The sequence below is a fragment of the Roseomonas sp. USHLN139 genome (assembly GCF_037145735.1).
Taxonomy (GTDB): Bacteria; Pseudomonadota; Alphaproteobacteria; order Acetobacterales; family Acetobacteraceae; genus Pseudoroseomonas.
Map to the genome: position 1 here is coordinate 36564 of NZ_JBBCWY010000003.1, position 25834 is coordinate 62397.

The following is a 25834-nucleotide window of genomic DNA, read 5'->3' on the forward strand; positions in this document are numbered from 1 at the left end:
TGCCGCCCCGCCATGATGCCCTCGTGTCGCTTTAGGTGAAGGCGCCGGTCATCAAACGGCCGGTGATCAGAAGGAAGAAGGGGGTTCGGGGGAATTCATTCCCCCGACCTGCCCCTGATCTTTCCGTGTCACAGCTTCAGTTTTTCCACGATCGCCTTCGCCAGCGCATCCCGATCCGCTGGCAGGGGGAGGCGGGGCGGCCGCGGCGCGCCGACCGGGCGGCCCATATGGCGCAGCAGGGCCTTGGTGCCGGCGACGTAGTACTGGCCACCGACGAACTCGATCAGCGGCAGGTAGCGCAAATAGAGCTCGCGCGCCTCCAGCAGCTTCTGCTCGTCGGCGACGAGGGAGAACAGCTTCGCCAGCGGCCCCGGCGCCAGGTTGGAGGCGACGGCGACCCAGCCCTCGGCGCCCTCGACGAAGCTCTCGAAGCCGAGGATGCCGCCGAACACCGTCATCCTGTCGCCGCAGAGCCGGATGATGTCGCGCACCCGCGTCACCTCCAGCGTCGATTCCTTGATGTAGAGGCAGTTCGGGATTTCGGCGAGGCGCGCGACCAGCGCCGGCTTCAGGTCGACATTGGCGGTCGCCGGGTTGTTGTAGACCATGATCGGCAGGCCGATGGCGTCGCCCACGGTGCTGTAGTGGTGGAACAGCTCGTCGTCGGTCGGCGTCGAATAGAAGGGCGGGATGATCATCACCCCGTCGGCGCCGAGTTTTTCGGCGCGACGGCTGAGGCGCACCACCTCGCGCGTGTCCTCCGCGCCGGTGCCGACCAGCACCGGCACGCGCCCGGCAGCCTGGCGGATGACGGTCTCGGCGACGGCGACATGTTCGTCGTCCGACAAGGACAAAAATTCGCCGGTGGAGCCGAGCGGGATCAGCCCGTGGATGCCCTGCGCGATCTGCCAGTCGACGAAGTCACGCAGGGCCGGCAGGTCGAGCGCCCCGTCCTCGGTGAAGGGGGTGATCATCACGGTATAGGTGCCGCGGAAGCTCTTGGTCACGGGTCGGTTCCTTCAGGCGGCCAGCAGGCCGGCGGCGACCAGGGCAGCGCGGATCTCCTCGCGCTCGGCCGCGGTGATCGGCAGCAGCGGCGGTCGCGGATCGGGATGCGGCAGGCGGCCCAGCAGGTGCAGCGCCGTCTTCATCCGGTTGTGCATGTCGAGCCCCGGACGGCGGTAGAAGACGCGGGCCAGCGGCAGCAGCCGGTCGTTGGCGGCGCGCGCGGCGGCGATGTCGCCGGCCTGGCTGGCCGCGAACATCTCCGCCAGAATGTCGCTGGCGACACTGCCGATGCCGGACAGGATGCCGTCGGCGCCGTAGCTCAGCGAGGCGAAGAGCCAGCCATTGTTGGTGGTCAGCACGGTGACCGGGCGGTCGCATTCCCGCAGCGCGCGCAGATTGTCCTCGTAGACGGCGGGGATGTCGCTGCCTTCCTTGACCGCGATGATCTGCGGCACCTCGGCCACCAGCCGCGCCAGCAGCGGCGTCGCATAGCCGAGGCCCGAGGCGCGGGAGAGCTGGAACAGCACGATCGGCAAGGGCGTCGCGGCGGCCACTTCCTTGACGAAGGCCAGCGCCATCTCCGGCCGCGCCTCGGCGCCATTGGCGAAGAGCAGCGGCGGGAACAGCAGCAGCGCGTCGGCCCCGGCCGCGGCGGCGTCGCGCGCCAGGGCGCAGGCGCCGCGCGTGTCCTCGGCGACGATGCCGGCGACGACGCCGACCGTGTCGCCGGCGGTGTTGCGCGCGGCGCGGATCACCAGCGCGCGCTCGGCGGCGTCGAGCGAGGTGGCCTCGCCGGCATGGCCGTTGACCACCAGGGCGCGCACGCCGGGCACGCCGGCAAGCTGTGCCAGATGCGCGGCGAGGGCGGCCTCGTCGATACGGCCATCCGGCGCGAAGGGGGTGAGGGAGGCGGGCCAGATGCCGCCAATTCCGGTCAGGTCCATGCCCCGCCTTTCAAGTCCGGTCGCAAACGTTTGCGGCGCCAGTCAAATTCATTTCCGCCAGAATGGTCAAGGGAGATTCCAGAGCGCCTCGAATGATTCGGACTTGCGCCCGCAAACGATTGCGAGCGATGCTGCGCGGCATGCAGGAGACGCTTCCTCCCTCCGGTCCGGCTGCGGTGACGCTGCGCGACGTGGCGCGGGCGGCCAAGGTGTCGGTCAGCACCGCCTCGCGCGCGCTGGCCGGCGGGCTGACCAGCCGCGCCACCGAGCAGCGGCTGCAGCGCATCGCCACCGAGATGGGCTACCGCCCCAACACCCTGGCGCGCGGGCTGAAGACGCGCTCCTCGCGCCTCGTCGGGCTGGTGGTGCACAACCTGACCAATGCCTCCTTCCGCGTGCTGGCCGAGGTGGTGCAGCAGCGGCTGCGCGCCGCCGGCTACCAAGCGATCCTCTGCATCACCGCCGACGATCCGGAGCAGGAGGCGGCGACCATCGCGACGCTCTCCGACCAGCGGGTCGACGGGCTGATCATCTGCCCGACCGGGCGCAACGGCGCGCAGCTGGCGGCGCTGGAGCGTGCCGGCGTCCCCGTCACCTGCGTCGTCCGCCGCGACGAGGGGACGCGGCTGGAGACGGTGCTGGCCGCCGATCCCGAGGGCGCCTATGCCGGCACGCAGCACCTGATCGGCCTTGGCCATCGCCGCATCGGGCTGATCGTCGGGCGGCAGGAGACCACCTCGGGGCGCGAGCGCCTCTCCGGCTATCGCCGCGCGCTGGAGGAGGCCGGCATCGGCTTCGATCCCAGCCTGGTGCATGCCGGGCGCTATGCCCCGGAGACCGGGCTGGCCGGCTGCCGGCAGCTGCTCGACCGCGACGACCGGCCGAGCGCGCTGTTCGTCGCCAACCATGAATCCGCGCTCGGCGTGCTGCGCGGCCTTGCCGAGCGCGACATCCTGGTGCCCGAGCAGCTGTCGTTGCTCTGCTACGAGGACATGCCCGGCTTCGCCTGGCAGCGCCCGGCGATCAGCGTGGTCGACAGCGGCGCCGAGGCAATGGCGGAGCTCGCCGCCGACCGGCTGCTGCAGCGGCTGCGCGGCGAGGGCGGCAGCCGCGCCGCGCCGGAATACCGCATCGGCGCCCGGCTGATCGAGCGCCAGTCCTGCCGCCGGCTGGAGGCGTGACATGCCCTATCTCGAACTGCTCGCCCCGCCGCTCGACGCCGCCAGCCGCGCCGTGGTGGTCGGCGAGGCGACGGTGGCGGTCTGCACGGCCTTCGGCGTCGGGCCGGAAACCGTCTCAATCTATTTCCTCGACGTGCCCGCCTCGCATTACGGCCATGCCGGCCGCATGGGGGAGGCCGGGCCGCAGCGCATCCTCGCCAAGCTGCACGCCTATCGCCGCGACGCCGCCGCGCGGCGGCGCGCGGCCGGGCTGCTGACCCCGCTGCTGGCGCGCCATTACGGCGTGCCGGCGCAGACGCTCGCCGTCTATTTCTTCGACCGCGCGCTGGACGAGGTGGCGCATGGCGGCCGCCTGTCCAGCGACGCCGAGCCAGGCTGAGATCTCGCCATGCACCGCTTCATGACCGACGCCGAGACGGCGCTCCGCGACACCGCCCGCCGCTTCGCCGAGAAGGAGATCCTGCCCCGCGCCGCGGCGATCGACCGCGAGGACCGCTTCGATCGCGGCCTCTACAAAGGCATGGCCGAGCTTGGCCTGTTCGGCGTGGCGCTGGAGGAGGCAGCGGGCGGCGCCGGCATGGGGGCGATCGGCGCCTGCATCGCCATGGAGGAGCTGGCGCGCTGCTCCGGCGCGGTGGCCAACGCCTTCGCCATCCCGGTCGAGGCGGCGGTGTTCCTGCATCAGCACGGCAACGAGCGGCACCGTTCGCTGATTCCTGGCATCCTGGCGGGCGACATCATCCCGGCGACCGCGGTGACCGAGCCCGACCATGGCTCCGACGTCGCCGGCCTGCGCACCACGGCGCGGCGCGACGCCGAGGGTTGGGTGCTGGACGGCACCAAGGCCTGGGTGACGCTGGGCGGCGTGGTCGATGCGCTGATGGTCTTCGCCCGCAGCGGCACAGAGGGCGGCCACAAGGCGATCAGCTGTTTTCTCCTCGATGGCGCCTCGCCGGGACTGATCCGCGGCAAGAACGAGGAGCTGCTCGGCATGCACGGGCTCGAGGATTGCATGATCACCCTGGACGGCGTGCGCGCGCCGCCGGACGCGGTGGTCGGCCCCGAGAACGGTGCCTTCAAGATGGCCATGGGCAACTTCAATTTTTCCCGCCTCATGATGTCGGCGATGGCCTTGGGCATGGCGCAGGCCGCCTTCGAGGACGCCGTCGCCTATGCGAAATCGAGAAAACAGTTCGGCGGGGCGATCATCGGCTTCCAGGCGGTGCAGTTCATGCTGGCCGATATGTCGACCGACATCGCCGCCGCCCGCCTGCTGATCCACCACGCGGCGCGGCTGCATGATGCCGGGCACGGCATCGCCAAGGAGGCGGCGCAAGCAAAACTCTTCACCACCGACATGGCGATGAAGCACGTCTCCAACGCGCTGCAGATCCATGGCGGCAACGGCTATTCGCGCGAGTACCGCGTCGAGCGGCTGTTCCGCGACGTGCGGCTGGCGCAGATCTACGAGGGCACCAACCAGATCCAGCGGCTGATCATCGCCCGCCAGGTCGAGAAGGAGATGGCCTGATGGGCGCCACTGCCCCGCGCGTCATCTCCGCCGAGGCCGCCGCCGCGCTGGTGCAGGATGGCGACTTCGTCATCATCGGCGGCAATGGCGGTACCGGCACGCCGGAGGCGGTGATCGAGGCGGTGGAGCGCCGCTTCCTCGACGGCCATGGCCCGCATGATCTGACGCTGTTCCACGTCACCGGCGTCGGCGCCATCAGCGAGCACGGCATGTGCCATTTCGCGCATCCGGGGCTGGTGAAGCGGGTCTATGGCGGCCATTACGGGCTGCAGGTGCCCTTCATGGCGCTGATCGACGGCAATCATGTCGAGGCCTACAACTTTCCCCAGGGCGTGATGACCGGGCTGTGCCGCGCGCTGGCGGCCGGGCAGCCGGGGGTGCTGACCCATGTCGGGCTCGACACCTACATGGATCCACGGCTGGGCGGCGGGCGGATGAACCCGCGCACCACCGAGGAACTGGTCGAGACCATCTCGCTGCGCGGCCGCGATTTCCTGTTCTACCGCGTCGCCGAGACGCCGCGCATCGCCCTGATCCGCGGCACCACCGCGGATGAGGACGGCTATGTCAGCATGGAGCACGAGGCGACCACCCGCGAGGACCTCTCGATCGCCCAGGCGGTGCACAATGCCGGCGGCATCGTTATCTGCCAGGTCAAGCGCATGGTCCGTCGCGGCAGCCTGCATCCGCAGATGGTCAAGATTCCCGGCTTCCTGATCGACTACCTGGTGGTCGAGCCCGGGCAGATGCAGACCTTCGGCACCGTCTTCGACCCGAGCCGCTGCGGCGAGACGCGCATCCCGACCTCGGCCATCCTGCCCGACCCGATGAGCGAGCGCCGCGTCATGGCGCGCCGCGCCGCGCTGGAGCTGCGCCCTGGCGACGTGGTCAATCTCGGCGTCGGCGTCTCGGCAATGATCCCGAATGTCGCGGCGGAAGAGGGCATCGAGGACCTGATCACCCTGACCGTCGAGGCCGGGGTGATCGGCGGCGTGCCCGGCCATGCCCGCGAATTCGGCACCGCGATCAATCCGCGGGCGATCCTCGACCAGGGCTACCAGTTCGATTTCTACGATGGCGGCGGCCTGTCCTGCGCTTTTCTGTCGTTTGCCCAGGTGGACCGCCACGGCAATGTCAATGTCACCCGCTTCGGCAACCGCTTCGCGGGCTCCGGCGGCTTCATCGACATCACGCAGAACACCCGGCGCCTGGTGTTCAGCGGCACGCTGACCGGCGGCGGCCTCGATCTCTCCGTTACCGGCGAAGGCATCGCCATCACTCAAGAAGGCAGAATCAAAAAGTTCCTGCAGGAGGTCGAGCAGGTCAGCTTCAGCGGCGCGCAGGCGCGGCAGAAGGGCCAGCAGGTCAGCTTCGTCACCGAGCGCGCCGTCTTCGAGCTGGTGGAGGAGGGCCTGCTGCTGACCGAGCTGGCGCCGGGCATCCGGCTGCAGGAGGATGTGCTCGACCAGATGGCGTTCCGCCCCGCCATCAGCCCGCAATTGCGGCCAATGGACGGCCGGCTGTTCCGCCCCGGCCCGATGGCGATCCGCGACGAGTTCCTGCGCCAGGCGGCGCGGCCAAGGGTGGCGAAGCCATGCGCCTGACCACCCCGCCCGCCTCCAGCCTGTTCCTCGAGGACATCGTCATCGGTCAGGAATGGCAGACGGCGTCGCACCGCGTCACCGCGGAGGATATCGCCGGTTTCGGCCGGCTGACCCTGGACGAGCATCCGCTGCACAAGGATGAGGCTTATTGCCGCAGCCGCGGCTTTTCGGCGGTCATCGCGCACGGTCTCTACGGCCTGGCGCTGATGGAAGGGCTGAAGACCGGGCTGCGGCTCTACGACGAGAGCTCGATCGCCTCGATGGGCTGGGACAAGGTGCGCTTCCGCCAGGCGGTGCTGGCCGGCGACGAACTGCATCTGCGCTTCCGCTTCACCGCCGCGCGGCCGAGCCGCCAGCCCGGCCGCGGCCTGGTCACCGAGTTCCTCGAGCTGGTCAACCAGGATGGCGCGGTGGTCATCGAGGCCGAGCATGTCGCGCTGATCCTGGCGCGCGGCTGATTCGCGAAGTTCCGTGCCGGTGGCACGCGGTTTGCTGGACCAACTGATTCCTGTCGTGAGTGGTGGCCGCAGCGATCGCGGGTGGCCAGGCAATTCGAGCAACGGGATACAAGCCATGCTGATGCGTCGCCTTTTCGCCGGTCTTGCCGGCGCCCTCCTGCTGGGCGGCGTCGCCCAGGCGCAAGCCCCCGCCGCCGCCTGCGCGCCCAGGGTGCCGGCGGCGAATCTGCTGGAAGCCGGCAAGTGGCAGATGTCGATCAACCCGACCCTGCCGCCGCAGCAATTCGTCGACCGCAGCGGCGAGCTGCAGGGCCTCAATGTCGAGCTGGCCCGCGCCGTCGCGCAGAAGCTCTGCCTGGAGCCGGTCTTCCTGCGCATGGATTTCCCGCCGATGGTGCCGGGCCTGCGCGCCAACCGGTTCGATACCATCAACACCGGCCTGTTCTGGACCGAGGAGCGCTCGCGCCTGTTCTACATGGTGCCGCATGCGCAGCAGGCGATCAGCGTCTACACCCTGCCCACCAGCACCCTCACCATCACCAGGTTCGACGACCTGGCCGGCCGCGTCGTCGGCATCGAGAGCGCGACCTACCAGGAGCGCAAGTCGCGCGAGGTGAATGCCGAGATGGTGGCGCGCGGGCTGAAGCCGATCGATTTCCGCACCTTCTCCACCGCCAGCGAGACGGTCGCCGCGTTGCGCGCCGGCCAGCTGGAGGCCGCGGTCAACATCGACGAGACCGCGAATGATCTCGTGCAGAAGAAGGTCGCAAAAATCCATCTGAGCGGCCTGTTCGGCACCGACATCACCTTCGCCTTCCGCGACCGGGTGATGGCCCAGGCCTTCGCCGATGCGCTGAACGCGCTGAAGGCCGATGGCACCTATGACCGGCTGTTCGACAAGTTCGGCATGACCCGGCTGGCCGGCAGCAGCTTCGCCATCCGCGGCCCCGGCCCCGGCGGCAGCTGAGGCAGGGGCAGGGGATCCGGCCGATGTTCGACGTCAACGCCTTCCTGTCCTATCTGACCAATGCCTATCTGCTGCAGGGCGTGCTGGTGACGATCGGGCTGACCGTCGCCACCATGGGCATCGGCCTGGTCCTCGGCACCGCGCTGGCCCTGATGCGGATGTCGCGCAGCGTGGCACTGTCGCTGCCGGCGCGCGGCTATGTCTGGGTGTTCCGCGGCACGCCGCTGCTGGTGCAGCTGGTGCTGATCTATACCGGCCTGCCGCAGCTGGGCATCAAGCTCGGCGTGCTGCCCTCGGCGCTGCTGGCGCTCAGCCTGAACGAGGCGGCCTATCTGTCGGAGACCATCCGCGGCGGCTTCCAGGGCGTCGCCAAGGGCCAGCGCGAGGCCGCCCATGCGCTCGGCCTGTCGCGCTGGAACACGCTGCGCCTGGTGCTGCTGCCGCAGGTGGCGCGGCTGATCATCCCGCCGCTGGGCAACTCGCTCAACGGCCTGCTGAAGGCGACCTCGCTGGCCTCCGTCATCTCGCTGGAGGAGCTGATGCGCCGCAGCCAGGTGCTGATGCAGGAGCGCTTCGAGGTGCTGGAGCTCTATTGCGTCGCCGCCGTCTACTACCTGGTGCTGACCACGCTGTGGAACCTGGTGCAGGTCCGGCTGGAGGCGCATTACGGCCGCGGCTATGCCGAGACTGCCTCGGCGCCGCGGCCCGGCGCCGCGGTGCCGGCGGCCAATCCGGCATGATGCGCCGCGCTTTGACAGGGCCGCGCCCGCTGCTCGGCCTCGCCGCCTGCGTGCTGCGCGAGCCGGAGATCGTCGCCATCACCCGCAGCGCCGGCCTCGACTGGCTGCTGGTCGATACCGAGCACGCCGCCTTCGACCTGGCCGCCATCGCCCGCATCACGCTGGCGGCGCGGCTGGCCGGGCTGCCCTGCCTGGTGCGCGCCACCGGCCCACGGCAGCCGGACCTGGCCCGGCTGCTCGACATTGGCGCCGAGGGGCTGGTGATCCCGCATGTCGACAGCGCCGCCGAGGCGCGCGACATCGTCGCCCGCTGCCGCTTCGCGCCCATTGGCGGGCGCTCGGTGCCCGGGCCGCTGGCCGGCTTCGGCTTCGCCAATCCGCCGGTGACAGCGATGATGGCCGCCGCCGAGGCGGAGACCACCCTGGTCGCCATGATCGAGAGCGCCAATGGCCTGGCCGAGGCCGCGGCCATTGCCGCGACCCCCGGGATCGACGCGGTGATGGTGGGCGCCAACGACCTGGCGAACGATCTCGGCCATCCCGGTCTGCTGGACCATCCGGCGGTGCGCGACGCCTTCCAGGCCATCGCCGCCGCCACCCATGCGGCGGGCAAGGTCTTCGGCGTCATCGGCCTGCCGCCGGCGCTGCTGCCCTCGCATGCGGTGGCACTCGGTGCCCGCCTGGTCGTCGGCACCAACGACATCAACCTGCTGGTCGACGGCGCCCGCGAGCTGGCCGGAAAACTGAAAGAAAACTTCGGCTGATCAGCGCTGCACGATGTCCTCGCCGGCCTCCTTTGGCAGGCGCATGGCCAGCGGCGCCGCCAGCAGGGTCAGCAGCGCGCCGGTCAGGAAGGCGGCGGTGAAGTCGGGCATCGCCGCCACCTCCCGCCCGCCCGCCGCGACGCTGATCTGCAGCGCCGCCGAGGCCACCACCACGCCGAGCGCCAGCGGCAGCTGCTGCGCCGTGCTGTAGAGGCTGGTCGCGGCCGAGAGCTTCTCCTGCGGCACATCGGCATAGGCCAGGGTGTTCAGCGTGGTGAAATGCAGGCTGCGGAACAGCCCGCCCAGCAGCAGCACGACGAAGACCGCCGCCATCGGCCAGCCGGGGCGGAAGGCGCCGCAGGCGGCGATGGTCAGCGCGGCGCAGACCGCGTTCCAGATCAGCACGTTGCGGAAGCCGAAGCGGCGCAGCGCGAATTTCGCCATCGGCTTCATGGCAAAGGCCCCGAGGGCGGTGGCGAAGCTGATCATGCCGCTCTGCGAGGCGCTGGCGCCGAAGCCCAGCTGCAGGGTCAGCGGCACCAGGAAGGGCACCGCGCCGGCACCGACCCGGAAGATGGTGCCGGCCACGTTCGGCACCCGGAAGCTCGGGATCGCCAGCAGGGAGAAATCGAGGGCGGGGTTGGCGGCACGCAGGCAGTGCCGCACCGCGACGAAGCTCAGCAGGAGGCCGGCGGCCAGCGCCGCCTCGGCCAGCCAGGGCGCGACCAGGCCGCGGCCCAGCGTCTCGAAGGCGAACATCAGCGCGGCCAGCGCGGCGCCGACCAGGGTCAGCCCGCGCAGGTCGGGCGGCGGCGGCAGGCTGCGCGGCAGCGCCGGGATGACCCGCCAGACCAGCAGCAGCCCGAGCAGCCCGACCGGGACATTGATCCAGAACACCGCGCGCCAGGAGATCAGGTCGGTCAGCAGCCCGCCCACCGGCGGCCCCAGCAGCGGCCCGAGCAGCCCCGGCATGGTCAGCCAGGTGGTGACCGAGAGCAGTTCCTCCTTCCGCACCCGGCGCAGCAGCAACAGGCGTCCGACCGGCACCATCATGGCGCCGCCCAGCCCCTGCAGCACGCGCGCCGCCACCATCTCGGCCAGGCCGCTGGACAGGCCGCAGAAGGCCGAGGCCAAGGTGAAGGTGGCGATCGCCACCATGAAGACCTGCTTGGCGCCGAAGCGGTCGGCGACCCAGCCGGAGAGCGGGATGAAGACGGTCAGCGCCACCAGGTAGGAGGTGATGGCGACGCCCATCACCAGCGGGTCCTCGCCCAGCGAGCGCGCCATGGCGGGCAGGGCGGTCGCCACCACGGTGCTGTCCAGGTTCTGCATGAACAGGGCGCTGGCGACGATCGCGGCCATCACCCGGGGGTCGGGCATCTTCGGTTCGGGTAGCGCGTCTTCCTGGGGCATCAGGCTCCGCCGGGCAGCTAGGATTGGTGCCAAGCTAGCCCTGTCGGCGGCGCCCGGCCAGACGCGGCGGCCGCAGGGCTAGTCCTCGATCTCCGCGGTGATCCGGCCCGGCGCCAGCTGCGTCCGGTCGGCCAGATGCTCCAGCAGGCGGCGGGCGAGGGCGATGGCGCCGCTTTCCTCCTCCAGCGACTCGGCACCCTGCCAGGGCGCCTCCGGCACCGCCTCGCCCTGCCAGGAGAGCGTCAGCCGCACCGTGGTGCCGAGCAGCGCCAGGTCGAGCCGCAGCGGCGTTCCCGGCGCCGCCAGCAGGGCGGCGACCTCGCCGAGCTCGGCCGCCACCATCGCCATGCGGGTCGCGGTGTCGGCGCGCAGCCCCCAGCCGCGCGCCGCACCCTCGGTCAGCGCGGCGAGGTCGGGGGGCAGGTCGCCGGCGCGCCACTCGAGCCGGCTGCGCGGCGCCGTGCCGATCTGCAGTACCGCGTTCAGCGCCAGCGCCACCACCACCGACAGCGCCAGCGAGGAGCTGACCAGGCCGCGCGCGAAATCCGGCAGTCCGGCATAGAAGCCGGGCAGGGCGTCGAAGGACAGGCCGAGGATCAGCGCCGCGCCGATCACCAGGATGCGCCGCGTGTCCAGCACGCGCTGCGTCAGGATGCCCATCCCGGCCATGACGATATGGGTCGCGGCGAAGAACAGGCAGGCGGCCACCACATGCAGCGGGATGGCCAGCAGCAGCCGCGCGCTGCCCGGCACCAGCCCGACCAGCAGCCAGCCGGCGGCGATGCCGAAGCCGACGCGGCGCGACAGCACCCCGGTGGCGCGGGCCAGGCCGACCGAGGCGGAATAGGTGTTGACGCCCACGGTGCCCAGGATGCCGGCCGCCAGCGTGCCCAGCCCGTCGGCCAGGACGCCGGCGCGGATCGTCTCGAAATCCGGCCGCCGCCAGCGCGGATCGGCCGCCTGCTGGCTGACCACGATGTCGCCCGCGGCGCGCAGCGTGCAGGCGACGGCGCCGACCAGCACCCCCGGCACCAGCACCAGGTCCAGGCTGGGCACCGCCAGCGGCCAGACCACCCATTCCAGCGGCAGGGCCGGGACCGCCGGCGTCGTGCCGCCGGCCAGCAGCGGCAGCAGCAGGTGGGTCGCCGTGCCGCCGGCCATGCCCAGCAGCATCGCCGCCCGCCGCCAGGCCAGCCCGCCCCAGACCGCGGCGCCGACGGTCAGCGCCAGCGTCACCCCGACCGTGGCGCCGTAGAACTCGGCCTGGCCGCGGCCGGCGACATCGCCGCCGGTCAGCATCAGCCGCACCGCGATCAGCCCCAGCGTGATGCCGATCTGCAGCACCACCAGCCCCATGATCTCCGGCGGCAGCAGCCGGCGGATGCGGAACAGCAGGCGCGACAGCAGGATCTGGGTCAGCCCGGCGACCATGATCAGCCCGGCCGCGGCGCCGAGGCCGCCGCCCTTCGCCGCGGCCAGCAGCGGCGGCAGATAGGCGGCGCTGAACACCGCCGGCAGCAGGAAGCCGCTGCCGATGCCGCGCCAGCGCAGGCATTGCAGGAAGCTGGCGACGCCGATGGCGATCATCGACAGCGTCACCAGCCGTGCGGTGGTCACCAGGTCCAGCCGCGCCGCATCGGCGACCAGCAGCGGGAAGATGAGGATGATGCTCATCAGCCCCATGTGCTGCAGCACGGCGACCAGCAGGGTGCCGAAAGGGACGGCGTCGTCGCGGCCGTAGCTGTCCAAGCGTGTCATCCCCCCGGGCTCTGGCGGCAGGATGGACCGGGACGCGCGGGCAGGGAAGGGTGGCCGGCAGCCGGGGGGCAGTGCCTCCCCCCGGACCGCTCTGGCCTATTCCGCCGGCTGCGCCGCCACGCCAGCGCGGCTGAACTTCCGCGCGAGGCCGTCGAAGGCGAGATAGAGCACCGGCGTCACGAACAGGGTCAGCGCCTGCGACACCGCCAGGCCGCCCACCACCGCGAGGCCCAGCGGCTGGCGCAGCTCGGCCGCGGCGCCCCAGCCGGCGGCGATCGGCACGGCGCCGGCGGCGGCGGCCAGCGTCGTCATCATGATCGGGCGGAAGCGCAGGATCGAGGCCTCGCGCACCGCGACCAGCGCATCCTCGCCGGCGCGCTGCCGGGCGAGGGCCACGTCGACCACCATGATGGCGTTCTTCTTCACCAGTCCGATCAGCAGCAGCACGCCGATCACCGCGATCACCGACAGGTCCAGCCCGAACAGCCACAGCGTCGCCAGCGCGCCCAGCGCCGCCGGCGGCAGGCCGGAGAGGATGGTCAGCGGATGCACCAGGCTCTCATACAGCACGCCCAGAACGACATAGACGATCAGCACCGCGGCGATCAGCAGCGCCCCCTGGCCGGCCAGCGCCTGCTGGAAGATCTGCGCCGTGCCGGCATAGCCGGAGACGATGGTCGGCGGCAGGCCGAGCTCGCGCTCCACCGCCGCGATGGCCTCGGTCGCCTGGCCCAGCGCGACCCCCGGCGCGGTGTTGAAGCCGATGGTCACCGCCGGCAGCTGGCCTTGATGCGCCACCGTCAGCGGCCCGACCCGGCGCTCCAGCGTGGCGATGCCGGCCAGCGGCACCAGCCGCCCGCCGCTGCCGCGCAGATAGATCTTGGACAGGCCGGTCTCGTCCATCTGGTCGCGCGGCAGCGCCTCCAGGATGACCGAATAGCTGTCCGAGGCGCCGAAGATGGTGCTGATCTGCCGCGCCCCGAAGGCGGAGTAGAGCGCCTGGCGCACCTGGTCGACGGTGACGCCGAGCGCCGCCGCGCGGTCGCGGTCGACATTCACCGAGAGGATCGGCGCCGCCATCTGCAGGTCGGTGTTGACGTCCTGCAGCATCGGCAGCCGGCGCAGCGCCTCGGTCATCCGCTCCGACCAGTCGTAGAGCTCCTCCGAGCGCAGCCCCTGCAGCGTGTACTGGTAGAGGGTGCGCGACTGACGGGCGCCGAAATTTAGGTTCTGGATCGGGTTGTAGAAGACCCGCATGCCGGGGATGCCGCCGGTCTGCCGCCGCAGCTCCTGGATGATCTCGGTCACCGGCTTGCGCTGGGCGCGCGGCTTCAGCTGCACGAACATGCGGCCCTGGTTCAGCGCCTGGCTGCTGCCGCTGATGCCGACGATCGAGTTCACCAGCTCCACCGAGGGGTGGTTGCGGATGATCTCGGCGATGCGCGCCTGGCGCTGGCCCATGTCGTCGAAGGAGGCGTCCTGTGGCCCCTCGGTGCCGACGCTGAGCAGGCCGGTATCCTCGACCGGGAAGAAGCCCTTGGGGATGGTCACCGCCAGCCAGACCGACAGGCCGATCGAGGCCAGGAACACCACCCAGACGCCGAAGCGGAAGCGCAGCGTCACGTCCAGCATCCAGCCATAGCCGCGCTCGACGGCGCGGAAGCCGCGCTCGAGGAAGGCGTCGAAGCGGCTGGGCTTGCCATGCGCCGGCAGGTAACGGGCCATCAGCGGCGTCACCGTCAGCGAGACGACGCAGGAGACGACCACCGCCAGCGAAACGGTGGCGGCGAAGGCGTTGAAGACGCGCCCCACCACGCCGCCCATCATCAGGATCGGCAGGAAAACCGCGACCAGCGACAGGGTGATCGAGATGATGGTGAAGCCGATCTCCTTGGCGCCGCGGATCGCCGCCGGGAAGGGGGCCATGCCCTCCTCCATGTGGCGGACGATGGCCTCCAGCATGACGATGGCATCGTCCACCACCAGGCCGACCGCCAGGGTCAGGCCGAGCAGGGTGATGTTGTCGATGCCGTAGCCCAGCGCGTACATGACGCCGAAGGTGCCGGCCAGCGAGATGGGCACGGCGATGCCCGGGATCAGCGTGGCGCTGACCTTGCGCAGGAACAGGAAGATCACCAGCACCACCAGGCCGATGGCGATCATCAGGTGGTGCTGCACGTCATGCACCGCGTCGCGGATCGAGACCGAGCGGTCCAGCATGACCGTGACCTCGGCCCCCGGCGGCAGCGCGGCCTGCAGGCCGGGCAGGGCGGCGCGGACGCCGTCCACCACCTCGACCGTGTTGGCGTCGGGCTGGCGCTGCACCGCCAGGGTCAGGCCGCGATCGCCGTTCATCCAGGCGGCGACCCGGTTGTTCTCCACCCCGTCGACCACGCGGGCCACGTCCTGCACGCGGATCGGCGACGTGCCGCGGCCGCCGATGATCAGCCGGCCGAAGGCCTCGGCATCCTGCAGCTGGTCATTGGCGCGCAGGGTCAGCTGCTGGCGCGGGCCGTTCAGCGTGCCGACCGGGGTGTTGCTGTTGGCGGCCGCGATCGCCCGCTGCGCCTCGTCGAAGCCGAGGCCCAGCGCCGCCACCCGGTCCGGGTCGAGCTGCACGCGCACGGCGTATTTCTGCTCGCCATAGGTCACCACCTGGGCGACGCCCGGGATGCGCGACAGGGCGGGCGAGATCAGCACCGCGGCGATCTCGTTCAGCCGGTAGAGGGGGACGTCGCCGCCGCGGAGATTCAGCAGCACCACCGGCGCATCCGCCGGGTTGGTCTTGCGGAAGCTCGGCGGGTTGGTCATCTCGGCCGGCAGCCGCCGCTGGGCGCGGCTGATCGCCGCCTGCACGTCGAGCGCCGCGGCGTCGATGCTGCGGCCGAGCACGAATTGCAGGGTGATCTGGGTGGTGCCCTGGCCGCTGGTGGACGACATCTGGTCGATGCCGGCGATGGTGGAGAATTCGCGCTCCAGCGGCAGGGCGACCGAATTGGCCATGGTCTCCGGGCTGGCCCCCGGCAGGTTGGCCGAGACCGAGATCACCGGGAAGTCGACCCGCGGCACCGCGGCGACCGGCATCTGGAAATAGGCGACGATGCCGGCCAGGATCGCGGCCGCCGCCAGCAGCCCGGTCATCACCGGGCGGCGGATGCAGAGCTCGGAGATATGCATCCCGGCGGTTCCTCAGCTCTGCGGTCGGCTGGCGGGGCGCTCGACGACGCGGGCGCCGTCGGAGAGCAGCTGCGCCCCCTCGATCACCACCTTGTCGCCGGCGGCGATCTCGGCCTGCAGCACGGCGCGGCCGCCGACCACCCGCTGCAGCGTCACGGCGCGGCGACGGGCGCGGCTCTCGCCATCGACCACATAGACGTAGCGGCTGTTGCCCGAGCCGGTCTGCACCGCCTGCACCGGCACGCTCAGCGCGTCCGGCTCGACCCGCGGCACCAGCACGACATTGACGTACTGGCCCGGCCACAGCGCGTTGTCCGGGTTCGCGAAGCGCGCCTTCATCTGCACCGTGCCCGAGGTGGTGTCGACCTGGCTGTCCAGGAAGACGACGCTGCCCTGCACCGGCGGGTGGCGGTCGCCCGGCGGATGCGCGGTGACCATCGGCCGGCCGCCACGCAGCGCCGCCTGCACCTCCGGCAGCCAGCGCTCGGGCACGGCGAACTGCACCTGGATCGGGTCGGTCTGGGTGATGGTGGCCAGCGGCGTGTTCTCGCCGGCGCGCACCAGGTTGCCCTCGGTCAGCGGCAGGGCGCCGAGCCGGCCGCCGATCTCGGCGCGGATGCTGGCGAAGTCGAGCGTCAGCCGGGTCTGGCTGATCAGCGCCTCGCCGGCCTTGACCGTGGCCTCGGCGGCGGCGGCATCGGCCTGCGCCTGCTCGTAGCGCTGGGCGGCGGTGAAGCCCTCGCCGCGCAGCGAGGCGTAGCGGTTGGCATCCGAGCGGGCGCGCACCGACTGGGCGCGGTCGCGCGCCAGCTGCGCTTCCTGCTGCGCCAGCAGCGCCTGGGTCATGCGCGAATCGATGGTGAACAGCAGTTGGCCCCGCTCCACCCGCTGGCCTTCCTCGACATGCTGCTTCTCGATCTGGCCGTCGACGCGGCTGCGCACCGAGACCGTGGCCTCGGCGACGACATTGCCGTTGACGGTGATCTCGAGCGGCACCGGGCCGCGCGCCGCCGGGCTGACCACCACCGGCAGGGTGGGGCCGGCAGAAGGGGCGGGGGTGGCGCTGGGCGCGGCGGTCTGCGCCCGCAGCGGGGTGGCGCCGCTGGCCAGCAGCGACAGGAGGCCGGCGCTGAACGCGCCCGCCAGGAGGGGGAGAAGCGAACGCGGGGGCATCATGACCCATGGCATTAGGCTGCCATGCCGGCAGCGCAAAGCGACGGTTGCCCGCTGTTACATTAAATCATCAAAATAACCGGAGCCGCAGCCGTTCCCGTGCTGCAGGCCTGCCATTCTGCGGAAACATGGCCGCCCGGATGGCCGATCCGGCCGAAAACGACAAAACCGCGGATGGCAGGCCCGGAAGGGCCCACCCCGCGGCTGTCGAGTCGCTCCCAGGACCTGGCCGGGTCCCCGCCTGCGGCAGGGGCGCCGGCCGGGTCCTGACGGACGTCAGAAGCCCTCGCGCTCCAGGCGCTTGCGCTCCACCTTGCGGGCGCGGCGGACGGCCTCGGCGGCCTCGCGGGCGCGGCGCTCCGACGGCTTCTCGTAGTGGCGGCGCAGCTTCATCTCGCGGAAGACGCCTTCGCGCTGCAGCTTCTTCTTAAGGGCCTTGAGGGCCTGATCGATATTGTTGTCCCGAACGACGACCTGCACGCTGTGCGGTCTCCTCTACTGAGCAAGTCCCGGCACCAGGTCCTGGCACGGCGGGGAATGTGGAAAAGGAAGCACGAAGCGCCGGTGCAAGCGCCGGTGCCTTCCTGCAAGGTGCCGCTGCCCTTAGCATGCCGGGCCGGCGGAATGAAAGCCCTTCCCGCGGGCGCGGCGGTTCCCAATCTAAGCCCATCGCCGCCCTGTCATCCGCACCCTGTCGCCCGCAACGGAGGACGTCCGCCATGGCCATCCTGAAAATCGCCCGCATGGGCCACCCCGTCCTGCTGCAGCGCGCGGCGCCGGTCGAGGATCCGCGCGATCCGGAGATCCGCCGGCTGATCGCCGACATGGCCGAGACCATGCTCGACGCCCAGGGACTCGGCCTGGCGGCGCCGCAGGTGCATGTGCCGCTGCGCCTCTTCGTCTGGCGCAACGGCGACAGTGTCGCCGCGCTGATCAACCCGGAGATCGAGCTGCTCGGCCCGCCCGACCAGCGCGGCTGGGAGGGCTGCCTCTCCATCCCCGGGCTGCGCGGCAATGTCGAGCGCGCGCACCGCGTCGCCTTCCGCGGCATCGATGTCGACGGCGATGCGGTGGAAGGCGAGGCCGAGGGCATGCTGGCCCGCGTCATGCAGCATGAATACGACCATCTGGACGGCATCCTCTATCCGAGTCGGATGACCGACCATGCCCTGTTCGGCTTCACCGAGGAGCTGGCCCGTGCCGCCGCCGCCCAGCACGTCCCGGCCCCGGCGGAGACCGCGCGGTGACCGGCATCCCGGATCCGCTCCCGGGCCCGGCGCCGAGGCGCTGCCCGGCCGGGGGGCTGGAGCGCAGCGCCGAGCGCGACGCGGCGCTGCGCGCCCTGCTGCCGGAGGTGCCGCGCCTGGGCTGGAGCCTGGCGGCCCTGCGCGCCGGCCTGCTCGCCGCGGGGCGCGACCCGGAGGGCGCCGAATCGCTGTTCCCCACCGGGCCCGTCGGCCTGGTCGAGGCCTGGTGCGACCTGGCCGATCGCGACATGGCCGCCGCCGCCGCGGCGCAGGGGCTGGAGACGCTGCGCATCCCCGCCCGCATCCGCGCCCTGGTGGTGCTGCGGCTGCAGCAGGCGGCGCCGCATCGCGAGGCGGTGCGCCGCGCCGGGGCGCTGCTGGCGCTGCCCTGGAATCTGGGCGCCGCCACCCGGGCCACCGCCCGCACCGTGGATGCCATCTGGCTGGCGGCGGGCGATGCCTCCACCGACCTGTCCTTCCACACGCGGCGGATGATCCTGGCCGGGGTCTATGGCAGCACCCTGGCCTTCTGGCTGCGGGCCGAGGACATGGCGGCGACGCTGGACTTCCTCGACCGCCGGCTGGCCGATGTCGCCCGGCTGCAGAAGCGGCGGCCCCGCGCCGCCTGACCAAGCCGTGCCGCGCAGGGCTTCCCGCGCTGAGCTTTCCCGCACGCTTTGGACTTGCAAGCAGGGGCGAGTCGCGGCACAGGCCGCCCCTTGCTGCAAGGATCTCCCGCGTGACCGAGACCTCCTCCGCGCCGCTGGTCGGCATCATCATGGGCAGCCGTTCCGACTGGGAGACCATGCGGCACGCGGCCGAGACCCTGGACAAGCTCGCCATCCCGCATGAGACGCGGGTGGTCTCGGCGCATCGCACGCCGCAGCGGCTCTATGACTATGCCCAGGGCGCGGCCGGGCGCGGCCTGCGCGCCATCATCGCCGGTGCCGGCGGTGCCGCCCACCTGCCGGGCATGGCCGCCGCCATGACCCGCCTGCCGGTGCTCGGCGTGCCGGTCGAGAGCCATGCCTTGAAGGGCATGGATTCGCTGCTCTCCATCGTGCAGATGCCGGCCGGCATCCCGGTGGGCACGCTGGCCATCGGCCGTGCCGGCGCGGTCAATGCCGCGCTGCTGGCCGCCGCCATGCTGGCCACCACCGATGCGGCGCTCGCCGCCCGCCTCGACGACTACCGCGCCGCCCAGACGGCGTCCGTCGCGGAGGAGCCGGCATGAGCGGCACCGCCCCCTCCGCGCCGCTGCCCCCCAATGCCACCATCGGCATCCTGGGCGGCGGGCAGCTTGGCCGCATGTCGGCGCTCGCCGCCGCCGAGCTCGGCTATCGCTGCCACATCTATGCGCCCGACGCCGATTCGCCCGGCATGCAGGTGGCCGCCGCCAGCACCGTCGCCGGCTACGAGGATGTCGAGGCGCTGCAGGCCTTCGCCGCCGCCGTCGATGTGGTGACCTTCGAATTCGAGAACGTCCCCGCCCGCACCCTGGAGATCCTTTCTCCTCTGGTGCCCTGCCGGCCGGGTTGGAAGGCCCTGGCGGTCTGCCAGGACCGTCTTCTGGAAAAGGAATTCCTGGAGAAGGCGGGGGTGCCCGTCGCCCCCTGGCGCGCGGTCCACAGCCTGGCGGAGCTCGAATCGGCGGTCGCCGAGATCGGCCTGCCGGCGGTGCTGAAGACCACCCGGCTCGGCTATGACGGCCGCGGCCAGGCGGTGCTGCGCGAGGCCGCCGACCTCGCCGCCGCCTTCGCCCGGCTCGAGCCCAAGCCGCTGATTCTCGAGGCTTTCGTGCCCTTCACCCAGGAGCTCTCGGCGGTCGCCGCGCGCGGGCTGGACGGCACCACGGCGGTCTATGACGCGGTGGAGAACCACCACCACCACCATATCCTCGACCTGTCCTTCGCCCCCGCCCGGGTGCCGCAGGCCGCCGCCGAGGCCGCCCGCCGCCATGCCGGCCGGGTCGCCGAGGCGCTGGAGCTGGTCGGCGTGCTGGCGGTCGAGTTCTTCCTGCTGCCCGATGGCAGCCTGCTGGGCAACGAGATCGCGCCGCGGCCGCACAATTCCGGCCACTGGACGATGGATGCCTGCCTCGCCAGCCAGTTCCACCAGCATGTCCGCGCCGTCGCCGGCCTGCCGCTCGGCAGCCCCGAGCGGCACTCCGACGCGGTCATGCGCAACCTGGTCGGCGCTGAGGGCATGGCAAAGCTGCCGGCGTTGCAGGGCGACCACAGCGTGGCCCTGCATCTCTATGGCAAGGCGGCCGCGCGCCCGGGGCGGAAGATGGGCCACGCCAACCGGGTCATCCCCCTTAATACTCTGAAAAATATGGAAGATTCCGAGGTGCTCGCGGGTCTGTGACCAAAATGCCCATGGTGCCTGTGGCGCGGATGCCACAGGTGGTGGGAAACGTGGCACAGCATACTGCAAGCGGCCGCAGAGAGTGCTACTTCAGGGTTCACGCGGCGCCGTGACTCGGGGGGGATCTTCGTGGATGCGCGCTGCGAGCATGCCTTTGGTGGATCGAGGAGAATTCTAATGAGCCTCAAGAAGGCGCTTCTGGCCGCGACGGTTCTGTCGCTGCCGCTCGCGGCTCAGGCGCAGCCGATCACTGGCGTCTATCTCGGCGCTGGCGCTGGCTACAACTACCTGCAGGACGCGGACATCACCGCTTCCGGCTCGACCGCTGCGATGCAGACGGCCCGTGGCGCCACCCGCAAGATCGAGGGTGAGTTCGAGCACGGCTTCGGCGGCGTTCTGAGCATCGGTTACGGCTTCGGCAACGGCCTGCGCGCCGAGGTCGAGGGCAACTACCGCCAGAACGACGTTGACACCCTGAAGGCCGGCGGCACGCTGCCGGGCATCGGTGGCACCGTCCGCACCTATGGCGCGATGGTCAACGCCCTGTACGACTTCAACCTGGGCCTCCCGGTTGTTCCGTATGTCGGCGCGGGCGTCGGCTATGTGTGGCACGACTACGACGTCGTCCGCAGCCGCGGCGCTGGCGCCTCGCGCGTGACGATCGATGGTGACGACGGCCAGTTCGCCTTCCAGGGCATCGCCGGCGCCGCCTTCCCGATCGCCGCCGTTCCGGGCCTGGCGATCACCGCCGAGTACCGCTTCCTGGGTTCGCTGGACCCGGAGTTCACCGCGGTCTCGCGTAACGCTGCTGGCGTGACCACGGCCCGCACCAAGGTCGACTCCGAGAACTACAACCACTCGGTGTTCCTGGGCCTGCGTTATGCCTTCAACGCCCCGGTCCCGCCGGCGCCGATCCCGGTGGCCGCCCCGGCCCCGGCCGCTGCCCCGGCCCCGGCCCGCACCTACCTGGTGTTCTTCGACTTCGACCGCGCTGACCTGACGGACCGTGCCCGCCAGATCATCGCCGAGGCCGCGCAGAACTCCGGCCGCGTGCAGGCGACCCGCATCGAAGTGGCCGGCCACGCCGACCGCGCCGGTTCGCCGCAGTACAACCAGCGCCTGTCGCAGCGTCGCGCCGACGCCGTGGCCGCCGAGCTGGTCCGCCTGGGCGTCGCCCGTTCGGCCATCACGGTCCAGGCCTTCGGCGAGAGCCGTCCGCTGGTCCCGACCGCCGACGGCGTGCGCGAGCCGCAGAACCGCCGCGTCGAAATCGTCCTGCGCTAATCCGCAGGCCGGTTTCCCGGCAAAGAGAAAGGGCGCCCCTCGGGGCGCCCTTTTTTTGTCTGGCCGCCGCCGTCTGGCGGCGAAGGTGGGACGCAAAAAGGGCCGCCCCTTCGCAGGGGCGGCCCTTTTGCCAGCGCGGCCGGGACGAGGCTTAGCGCGCCGCCACCTGGGTCGGCGTGGCCGGGCTGCTGCGGCGCGGCGCGCTGGCGCTGCGGACCGCCGGCGCCGGGCAGATCTGCGCCTCATAGGGGTTGGTCACCTGCTGCGACACCGACAGCGCCGCCAACTCGGCCATACCCGGCTGGGCCAGCGCCTGCTGGAACAGCGGCGCGACGTTCTGGCAGAAGAAGGAACCCTGGCGGATGCCCTCCTGGCTCTGCGCATTGGCCAGGCTGGTGATGTAGATGTCGAGCTGCTTCTGCGCGTTGCCGCCATGCACCCGGCGGAAATGGCCGCTGACCGCGCGATAGGCGGTGCCCAGCTCCTTCTGGTAGCGGGTGACGAAGGCATTGTACTGGTCATGCTGGCCGCAGCTCAGGGCGGCGACCATCAGCTGGCTCTGCAGCGCCCGCACATCCATCGCCGTCTTCTCGGCGGATTGCAGGCAGGTCTGCGCGGCGGCGGGCAGGGCGATGGCCACGCCGGCGGCGAGGGCAAGCCCCGCCAGACGCTGATGAATGCGGAACATGCGGCGAATCCCCCGACCCCGTGCGGGCCGGCTCGGCCCGTTACGAAGCTACATCAAGGCCGCAGGGTTACGGAAGCGTGATCGAAATGATGATTTGGCAATCTCTTGCGGGCGGTCCCGCAGATTCTGCCTGAAGGTCGGCCGGCCGGTCAGGCGCCGGCCCTGATGGCGGATTGCAGCGCCGCGAGACCGGCCAGGAAGTCCTCCAGCGCCATGGCCTCGGCCGGGTTGTGGGAGCCATGCTCGTTGCGGACGAAGACCATGGCCGCCGGCACGCCGCGCCGGACAAACTCGGCCGCGTCATGCCCGGCGCCCGAGGCCACCGGCTGGACCCCGGGCAGGGCGGCCTCCAGCGCCGCGCGGCCGCCGGCATCCAGCACCACCGGCGCCGCCGTCACGGGCGGGCCGAGATCGAAGGTGACGCCCCGCCGCGCGCCGATCTCGGCGCAGCGCCGCGGCAGCAGCGCCGCCAGACCCGCCAGGGTTTCCTTCTGCGTGCTGCGCAGGTCGAGGCTGAAGCTGACGACATCCGGAATGCGGGTGGTCGCCGCGGTCGTCGGGTCAACCAGCAGCTGCCCGGCGGTGAGCACCAGGTCGTCGCCCTCCTGCAGGCTGCGGGCCCAGAGCGTGTCGAGATCGTGCAGCAGCTCGGCCACGGCGAGCGCCGGGTCGCGCCGCAGATGCCGGGGCACCGCGCCGGAATGCCCAGCCTCGCCCCGGCAGCGGGCGGTGGGGAAGCGCAGATGCCCGCGCACCGCCGAGACCGGGGCGGCCGGCAGGGCGCGGTCGACCAGCACCGGCCCCTGTTCGATATGCAGCTCCCAGAAGAAGCGCGTTCGGGTGATCTCGGGCAGCGGGGCGCCGCTGCCGGCGGCGGCCGGGTCGCCACCCTGCTCGGCGATGTGCCAGGCCAGGCTCTGCCCCGAGTCGCGGCGCGGGATGGCCAGCTCGGCCGCCGAGAGCGCGCCGAAGGCCGCCCGCAGCCCGACATGCGGTGCGCCGAACCAGGGCGATTCCTCGCCGCGCAGCGCGACGGCGCGCAGCGCCCGGCCCTCGCGCATCGCCTGGCGGGCGCAGAGGAAGCCGGCCACCACCCCGGCGGCGCCGTCGAAATTGCCGCCCTGCGGCACCGAATCCATGTGGCTGCCGCAGGCCGGGGCCAGGACCTCGCCCAGCCCGGGCGGCTGCATCCAGAGATTGCCGGCAGCGTCCGACCAACTTTCCAGCCCCTGCTCGGCGGCGATCGCGGCCAGGGCCTGCAGGCAGGCGGTCTCGGCCACGCCATAGGCCGGGCGGGTGACGCCCTCGCCCTCCGCCGACAAGCGGCGGAACAGCGCCAGGAGATGGGCGGCCAGGGCAGAATCGGAATCGGGAGCCAGCATCGAATCCATTGAACCGGAAAAATCCATTTTGCTGGACTCTCCGGGCAAGTCAATGCTGGGCCGTGTCGCGCCGGCGGGTCAGCCGGCCAGCAGCTGGCGCAGCCGGGCCGCCGCGCGCTCGCCCTTCAGCGCCCCGTCCCAGAGCCGCCGCGCCAGCCCGGCATAGAGGGCGACGGTCGCCGGCTCGGCCGAGAGGGTGGCGATGCCGTCGGTGACATTGGGGTATTCGCCGAGGCGGAAGGGGCTGACCGCCACCCGCTCGGTCGGGCCGCCGAGCAGCACCTCGAAGGTCTGGCTGGGGGGGACCGCTTCCAGCAGGCCGATCTGCACGCCGATGGCGGGCGCTTCCAGCCGCGCGGCGATGGCGGCGACCTCCTCCCGGGCCCAGCGACGGCGTTCCGCCAGCGCGTCGGGCGACCCCCCGTCGCGGCCGACCAGCCCGGTCTGCAGCAGTTGCGCCAGCCGGGGCAGGGCGACCAGCGCGGTCAGCGGCCGCGGCCGGCCGGCCTGCTGGGCGCGACGTTCTTCCAGCATCGCCAGCGCGCGGGCCGTGGCGTCGCGGTCGCCGCCGGGGGCCTCCTCCAGCATCTGCCGCAGCCGCGCCGGATAGGCGGGGGAGGCGAGCAGGATCGAGATCGGGTCGAAACACGCCAGAATCTGGTCGGCCTCGGCCTCGGCCTGGCGCATCCGCTCGAAGAAGCCGGCACAGGAAGAAAAGTGCTCGACCTCGATGCCGATCAGCGCGGCGAGCGAGACGCCGAGCAGCGCCGCCGCCCGCTCCAGCAGGTCGAGCCGCGGGATGCCGTCCTTCTCATAGGTATAGAGCGCGGCGCGCGAGACGCCGAGCCGCGCCGCCACCACATCGGGCGCCAGGCCGGCGCCGAGCCGCCAGGCGCGCAGCCGCGCGCCGATCTGCCGCATATCCAGCGCCATGCCGCCGCCGCTTATCGTGATGGAAAGCCGTTCAGGCGATGATGTCGGGCACCAGCCGGCTTTCCAGCCAGGCGATCTCGTCCTTCAGCTTCAGCTTGCGCTTCTTCAGGCGCTGCACCTGCAGCTGATCGGGCAGCGACAGGGCCAGGGTGGCGATCACGGTGTCCAGATCGCGGTGTTCGCTGCGGAGCTCGTGCAGGCGACGGAGCAGGCTGTCACGGTCGGCCAGGATGGGCCTCATCGGTTGATCGGTTTGAGTCGCATCTGGGCGCAGAAAGGCCATATCATGTCCTGGCGTGGTCGCACAGCACGGTCTGACCATCAGCCCCGCTTCCTGTCGCGGTCTGGTTTGCGGCGTGGAGGAGGGGGCCTTCTGGCAGAGGGCTGGCGGCCCGTCCCGGGGGACGGCCCGGACCGGCTCACCCTGCCGCCAGGCGGGTCAAGGCCCGGTTTCCCCGTCCCTTTGGCTGTTTCAACCGCTGGAGGATCGTGTGCCGATGACGCAGCAGCCTCGCCTGCTCAGCCTGCAGGAACGCCATGCCACTCTCGAACGGCAGATCGCCGCCGAGGGGGCCCGGCCGCAGCCGGATGCCCTGTCGCTCGGCCGCCTGAAACGCGCCAAGCTGCGGCTGAAGGAAGAAATGCAAAGGCTGCGCCCCGCGCGCTGACGCCACTAGACGGCCCCCTTCTCGGGGGATTTCCGCGGGGCCGCCCTGGCCCCGCCCCACCGGGCCCGGCCCGGGGCTCCCTGGCGGGAAGCACCGGGCCACCCGGGCGAGGTCCCGCCCCGTCGCATGCCTGTGAAGGCGAAACGGCGAATGCGAAACGGTTGCAGGCACTAGGTGCCTCGCCGCGACGGGACTATAACCCCGGCTTCCCCTATGGCTTGGAGCTTGATGGACGGCATGGACGCCACCGATATCACGCGCGTGCAGACCTATCTGCGGCGCCTCTTCGGCACGGACCGCATCAACCTGATCCGCCCGGCCCGGCCGGGCCTGTCGGTCGAGGTCGCGGTCGAGGACGAGGTGGTCGGCACGCTGCACCGCGATGCCGAGGATGGCGAGGTCTCCTACGCCCTGCACCTGACGATCCTCGAGGAGGATCTGCCGCCGCCGCCGAAGAAGCCCGCCGCCGCCCCGCGCCGCTGAGCGGCCGCGCGGCCGTCCCCGCCCCGTGGCGGGGCGGCGCGCCGGGTCCGGAAGGCCGGACATG

General features: G+C 71.6%; 26 protein-coding genes. 15 read left to right on the top strand and 11 right to left on the bottom strand.

The genetic code is table 11. The features are described 5' to 3' along the window. Positions 1-128: 128 nt before the first annotated feature. Positions 129-1007: a dihydrodipicolinate synthase family protein gene (locus tag WFI16_RS10630; protein WP_419897814.1), complete on the bottom strand. Its 879-nt coding sequence runs from the start codon at positions 1005-1007 to the stop codon at positions 129-131. 12 nt (positions 1008-1019) lie between these two features. Next, complete coding sequence (locus tag WFI16_RS10635) at positions 1020-1952, bottom strand: dihydrodipicolinate synthase family protein (RefSeq protein WP_419897815.1); 933 nt, start codon at positions 1950-1952, stop codon at positions 1020-1022. Between the two features lie 140 nt (positions 1953-2092). Here WFI16_RS10635 and WFI16_RS10640 point away from each other — a divergent pair, with 140 nt between their 5' ends. From WFI16_RS10640 to WFI16_RS10675, 8 genes are all read left to right on the top strand, one after another. Further along, positions 2093-3133 (top strand): LacI family DNA-binding transcriptional regulator, encoded by a 1041-nt coding sequence (locus WFI16_RS10640; protein ID WP_419897816.1) that lies wholly within the window; start codon positions 2093-2095, stop codon positions 3131-3133. A 1-nt stretch (position 3134) separates the two neighbouring features. Next, positions 3135-3512 carry a tautomerase family protein gene (locus tag WFI16_RS10645; RefSeq protein ID WP_419897817.1) on the top strand — a complete coding sequence of 126 codons (378 nt, stop codon included), beginning with the start codon at positions 3135-3137 and terminating at the stop codon, positions 3510-3512. A 9-nt stretch (positions 3513-3521) separates the two neighbouring features. After that, a complete protein-coding gene (locus WFI16_RS10650) occupies positions 3522-4664 on the top strand; it encodes an acyl-CoA dehydrogenase family protein (RefSeq protein WP_419897818.1) in 1143 nt (380 codons plus the stop codon). Further along, on the top strand, positions 4664-6268 hold the full coding sequence (locus WFI16_RS10655) for an acyl CoA:acetate/3-ketoacid CoA transferase (protein WP_419897819.1): 1605 nt from the start codon (positions 4664-4666) through the stop codon (positions 6266-6268). Before WFI16_RS10650 ends, WFI16_RS10655 begins: the two co-directional genes overlap by 1 nt. Beyond that, positions 6259-6726: a MaoC family dehydratase gene (locus WFI16_RS10660; RefSeq protein ID WP_419897820.1), complete on the top strand. Its 468-nt coding sequence runs from the start codon at positions 6259-6261 to the stop codon at positions 6724-6726. The genes WFI16_RS10655 and WFI16_RS10660 overlap by 10 nt, the downstream gene beginning before the upstream one ends. A gap of 115 nt (positions 6727-6841) precedes the next feature. Next, positions 6842-7693 carry an ABC transporter substrate-binding protein gene (locus tag WFI16_RS10665; RefSeq protein ID WP_419897821.1) on the top strand — a complete coding sequence of 284 codons (852 nt, stop codon included), beginning with the start codon at positions 6842-6844 and terminating at the stop codon, positions 7691-7693. Positions 7694-7716: 23 nt separating this feature from the next. Continuing rightward, the gene (locus WFI16_RS10670; protein ID WP_419897822.1) at positions 7717-8433 is read left to right on the top strand and encodes an amino acid ABC transporter permease; all 717 of its coding nucleotides are present in this window, start codon (positions 7717-7719) and stop codon (positions 8431-8433) included. Positions 8434-8444: 11 nt separating this feature from the next. Further along, complete coding sequence (locus tag WFI16_RS10675; protein ID WP_419897823.1) at positions 8445-9197, top strand: HpcH/HpaI aldolase family protein; 753 nt, start codon at positions 8445-8447, stop codon at positions 9195-9197. On the opposite strand, the gene WFI16_RS10680 is transcribed toward WFI16_RS10675, so the two are convergent. From WFI16_RS10680 to rpsU, 5 genes are all read right to left on the bottom strand, one after another. Beyond that, positions 9198-10577, bottom strand: coding sequence for an MFS transporter (locus WFI16_RS10680; RefSeq protein WP_419897824.1), 1380 nt, complete (start codon positions 10575-10577; stop codon positions 9198-9200). It lies immediately after the preceding gene. Between the two features lie 111 nt (positions 10578-10688). Beyond that, positions 10689-12368 carry a solute carrier family 23 protein gene (locus WFI16_RS10685; RefSeq protein WP_419897825.1) on the bottom strand — a complete coding sequence of 560 codons (1680 nt, stop codon included), beginning with the start codon at positions 12366-12368 and terminating at the stop codon, positions 10689-10691. A 96-nt stretch (positions 12369-12464) separates the two neighbouring features. Beyond that, positions 12465-15545, bottom strand: coding sequence for an efflux RND transporter permease subunit (locus WFI16_RS10690; protein WP_419897826.1), 3081 nt, complete (start codon positions 15543-15545; stop codon positions 12465-12467). Positions 15546-15557: 12 nt separating this feature from the next. Next, the gene (locus WFI16_RS10695) at positions 15558-16721 is read right to left on the bottom strand and encodes an efflux RND transporter periplasmic adaptor subunit (RefSeq protein ID WP_419897827.1); all 1164 of its coding nucleotides are present in this window, start codon (positions 16719-16721) and stop codon (positions 15558-15560) included. Positions 16722-16994: 273 nt separating this feature from the next. Then, positions 16995-17198, bottom strand: a complete 204-nt coding sequence (gene rpsU, locus WFI16_RS10700; protein ID WP_007006360.1) for a 30S ribosomal protein S21 — start codon at positions 17196-17198, stop codon at positions 16995-16997. Between the two features lie 239 nt (positions 17199-17437). On the opposite strand from rpsU, the gene def reads away from it, so the two are divergent. The 5 genes from def (at position 17438) to WFI16_RS10725 (ending at position 21616) form a co-directional block, all read left to right on the top strand. Further along, a complete protein-coding gene (def, locus tag WFI16_RS10705; protein WP_419897828.1) occupies positions 17438-17965 on the top strand; it encodes a peptide deformylase in 528 nt (175 codons plus the stop codon). Continuing rightward, positions 17962-18594 carry a COQ9 family protein gene (locus tag WFI16_RS10710; protein ID WP_419897829.1) on the top strand — a complete coding sequence of 211 codons (633 nt, stop codon included), beginning with the start codon at positions 17962-17964 and terminating at the stop codon, positions 18592-18594. Before def ends, WFI16_RS10710 begins: the two co-directional genes overlap by 4 nt. A 149-nt stretch (positions 18595-18743) precedes the next feature. After that, positions 18744-19199, top strand: a complete 456-nt coding sequence (gene purE / locus WFI16_RS10715) for a 5-(carboxyamino)imidazole ribonucleotide mutase (RefSeq protein WP_419898196.1) — start codon at positions 18744-18746, stop codon at positions 19197-19199. After that, complete coding sequence (locus WFI16_RS10720) at positions 19196-20332, top strand: 5-(carboxyamino)imidazole ribonucleotide synthase (protein WP_419897830.1); 1137 nt, start codon at positions 19196-19198, stop codon at positions 20330-20332. Before purE ends, WFI16_RS10720 begins: the two co-directional genes overlap by 4 nt. Before the next feature lie 177 nt (positions 20333-20509). Then, positions 20510-21616 carry an OmpA family protein gene (locus tag WFI16_RS10725; protein ID WP_419897831.1) on the top strand — a complete coding sequence of 369 codons (1107 nt, stop codon included), beginning with the start codon at positions 20510-20512 and terminating at the stop codon, positions 21614-21616. A 151-nt stretch (positions 21617-21767) separates the two neighbouring features. Here the strand turns inward: WFI16_RS10725 and WFI16_RS10730 are convergent, their stop codons facing one another. From WFI16_RS10730 to WFI16_RS10745, 4 genes are all read right to left on the bottom strand, one after another. Next, positions 21768-22304 carry a hypothetical protein gene (locus WFI16_RS10730; RefSeq protein ID WP_419897832.1) on the bottom strand — a complete coding sequence of 179 codons (537 nt, stop codon included), beginning with the start codon at positions 22302-22304 and terminating at the stop codon, positions 21768-21770. Between the two features lie 149 nt (positions 22305-22453). After that, positions 22454-23686, bottom strand: a complete 1233-nt coding sequence (locus WFI16_RS10735; protein WP_419897833.1) for a M20/M25/M40 family metallo-hydrolase — start codon at positions 23684-23686, stop codon at positions 22454-22456. Positions 23687-23764: 78 nt separating this feature from the next. Beyond that, on the bottom strand, positions 23765-24619 hold the full coding sequence (locus WFI16_RS10740) for a helix-turn-helix domain-containing protein (RefSeq protein WP_419897834.1): 855 nt from the start codon (positions 24617-24619) through the stop codon (positions 23765-23767). Positions 24620-24650: 31 nt separating this feature from the next. Beyond that, the gene (locus WFI16_RS10745) at positions 24651-24851 is read right to left on the bottom strand and encodes a YdcH family protein (RefSeq protein WP_419898197.1); all 201 of its coding nucleotides are present in this window, start codon (positions 24849-24851) and stop codon (positions 24651-24653) included. A 265-nt stretch (positions 24852-25116) separates the two neighbouring features. Between WFI16_RS10745 and WFI16_RS10750 the strand changes: the two genes are divergently transcribed. Both WFI16_RS10750 and WFI16_RS10755 read left to right on the top strand, forming a co-directional pair. Continuing rightward, the gene (locus WFI16_RS10750; RefSeq protein WP_419897835.1) at positions 25117-25287 is read left to right on the top strand and encodes a YdcH family protein; all 171 of its coding nucleotides are present in this window, start codon (positions 25117-25119) and stop codon (positions 25285-25287) included. Between the two features lie 228 nt (positions 25288-25515). Continuing rightward, positions 25516-25770 carry a DUF3126 family protein gene (locus WFI16_RS10755; protein WP_442970665.1) on the top strand — a complete coding sequence of 85 codons (255 nt, stop codon included), beginning with the start codon at positions 25516-25518 and terminating at the stop codon, positions 25768-25770. The last annotated feature ends 64 nt before the right edge of the window (positions 25771-25834 follow it).

Coding starts and splice junctions, on each gene's coding strand:
- WFI16_RS10635 (WP_419897815.1), bottom strand. CDS start 1,952: ATGGACCTGACCGGAATTGGCGGCATCTGGCCCGCCTCCCTCACCCCC.
- WFI16_RS10640 (WP_419897816.1), top strand. CDS start 2,093: ATGCAGGAGACGCTTCCTCCCTCCGGTCCGGCTGCGGTGACGCTGCGC.
- WFI16_RS10645 (WP_419897817.1), top strand. CDS start 3,135: ATGCCCTATCTCGAACTGCTCGCCCCGCCGCTCGACGCCGCCAGCCGC.
- WFI16_RS10650 (WP_419897818.1), top strand. CDS start 3,522: ATGCACCGCTTCATGACCGACGCCGAGACGGCGCTCCGCGACACCGCC.
- WFI16_RS10655 (WP_419897819.1), top strand. CDS start 4,664: ATGGGCGCCACTGCCCCGCGCGTCATCTCCGCCGAGGCCGCCGCCGCG.
- WFI16_RS10660 (WP_419897820.1), top strand. CDS start 6,259: ATGCGCCTGACCACCCCGCCCGCCTCCAGCCTGTTCCTCGAGGACATC.
- WFI16_RS10665 (WP_419897821.1), top strand. CDS start 6,842: ATGCTGATGCGTCGCCTTTTCGCCGGTCTTGCCGGCGCCCTCCTGCTG.
- WFI16_RS10670 (WP_419897822.1), top strand. CDS start 7,717: ATGTTCGACGTCAACGCCTTCCTGTCCTATCTGACCAATGCCTATCTG.
- WFI16_RS10680 (WP_419897824.1), bottom strand. CDS start 10,577: ATGCCCGACCCCCGGGTGATGGCCGCGATCGTCGCCAGCGCCCTGTTC.
- WFI16_RS10685 (WP_419897825.1), bottom strand. CDS start 12,368: ATGACACGCTTGGACAGCTACGGCCGCGACGACGCCGTCCCTTTCGGC.
- WFI16_RS10690 (WP_419897826.1), bottom strand. CDS start 15,545: ATGCATATCTCCGAGCTCTGCATCCGCCGCCCGGTGATGACCGGGCTG.
- WFI16_RS10695 (WP_419897827.1), bottom strand. CDS start 16,721: ATGATGCCCCCGCGTTCGCTTCTCCCCCTCCTGGCGGGCGCGTTCAGC.
- def (WP_419897828.1), top strand. CDS start 17,438: ATGGCCATCCTGAAAATCGCCCGCATGGGCCACCCCGTCCTGCTGCAG.
- purE (WP_419898196.1), top strand. CDS start 18,744: ATGGGCAGCCGTTCCGACTGGGAGACCATGCGGCACGCGGCCGAGACC.
- WFI16_RS10720 (WP_419897830.1), top strand. CDS start 19,196: ATGAGCGGCACCGCCCCCTCCGCGCCGCTGCCCCCCAATGCCACCATC.
- WFI16_RS10725 (WP_419897831.1), top strand. CDS start 20,510: ATGAGCCTCAAGAAGGCGCTTCTGGCCGCGACGGTTCTGTCGCTGCCG.
- WFI16_RS10730 (WP_419897832.1), bottom strand. CDS start 22,304: ATGTTCCGCATTCATCAGCGTCTGGCGGGGCTTGCCCTCGCCGCCGGC.
- WFI16_RS10735 (WP_419897833.1), bottom strand. CDS start 23,686: ATGCTGGCTCCCGATTCCGATTCTGCCCTGGCCGCCCATCTCCTGGCG.
- WFI16_RS10740 (WP_419897834.1), bottom strand. CDS start 24,619: ATGGCGCTGGATATGCGGCAGATCGGCGCGCGGCTGCGCGCCTGGCGG.
- WFI16_RS10750 (WP_419897835.1), top strand. CDS start 25,117: ATGACGCAGCAGCCTCGCCTGCTCAGCCTGCAGGAACGCCATGCCACT.
- WFI16_RS10755 (WP_442970665.1), top strand. CDS start 25,516: ATGGACGGCATGGACGCCACCGATATCACGCGCGTGCAGACCTATCTG.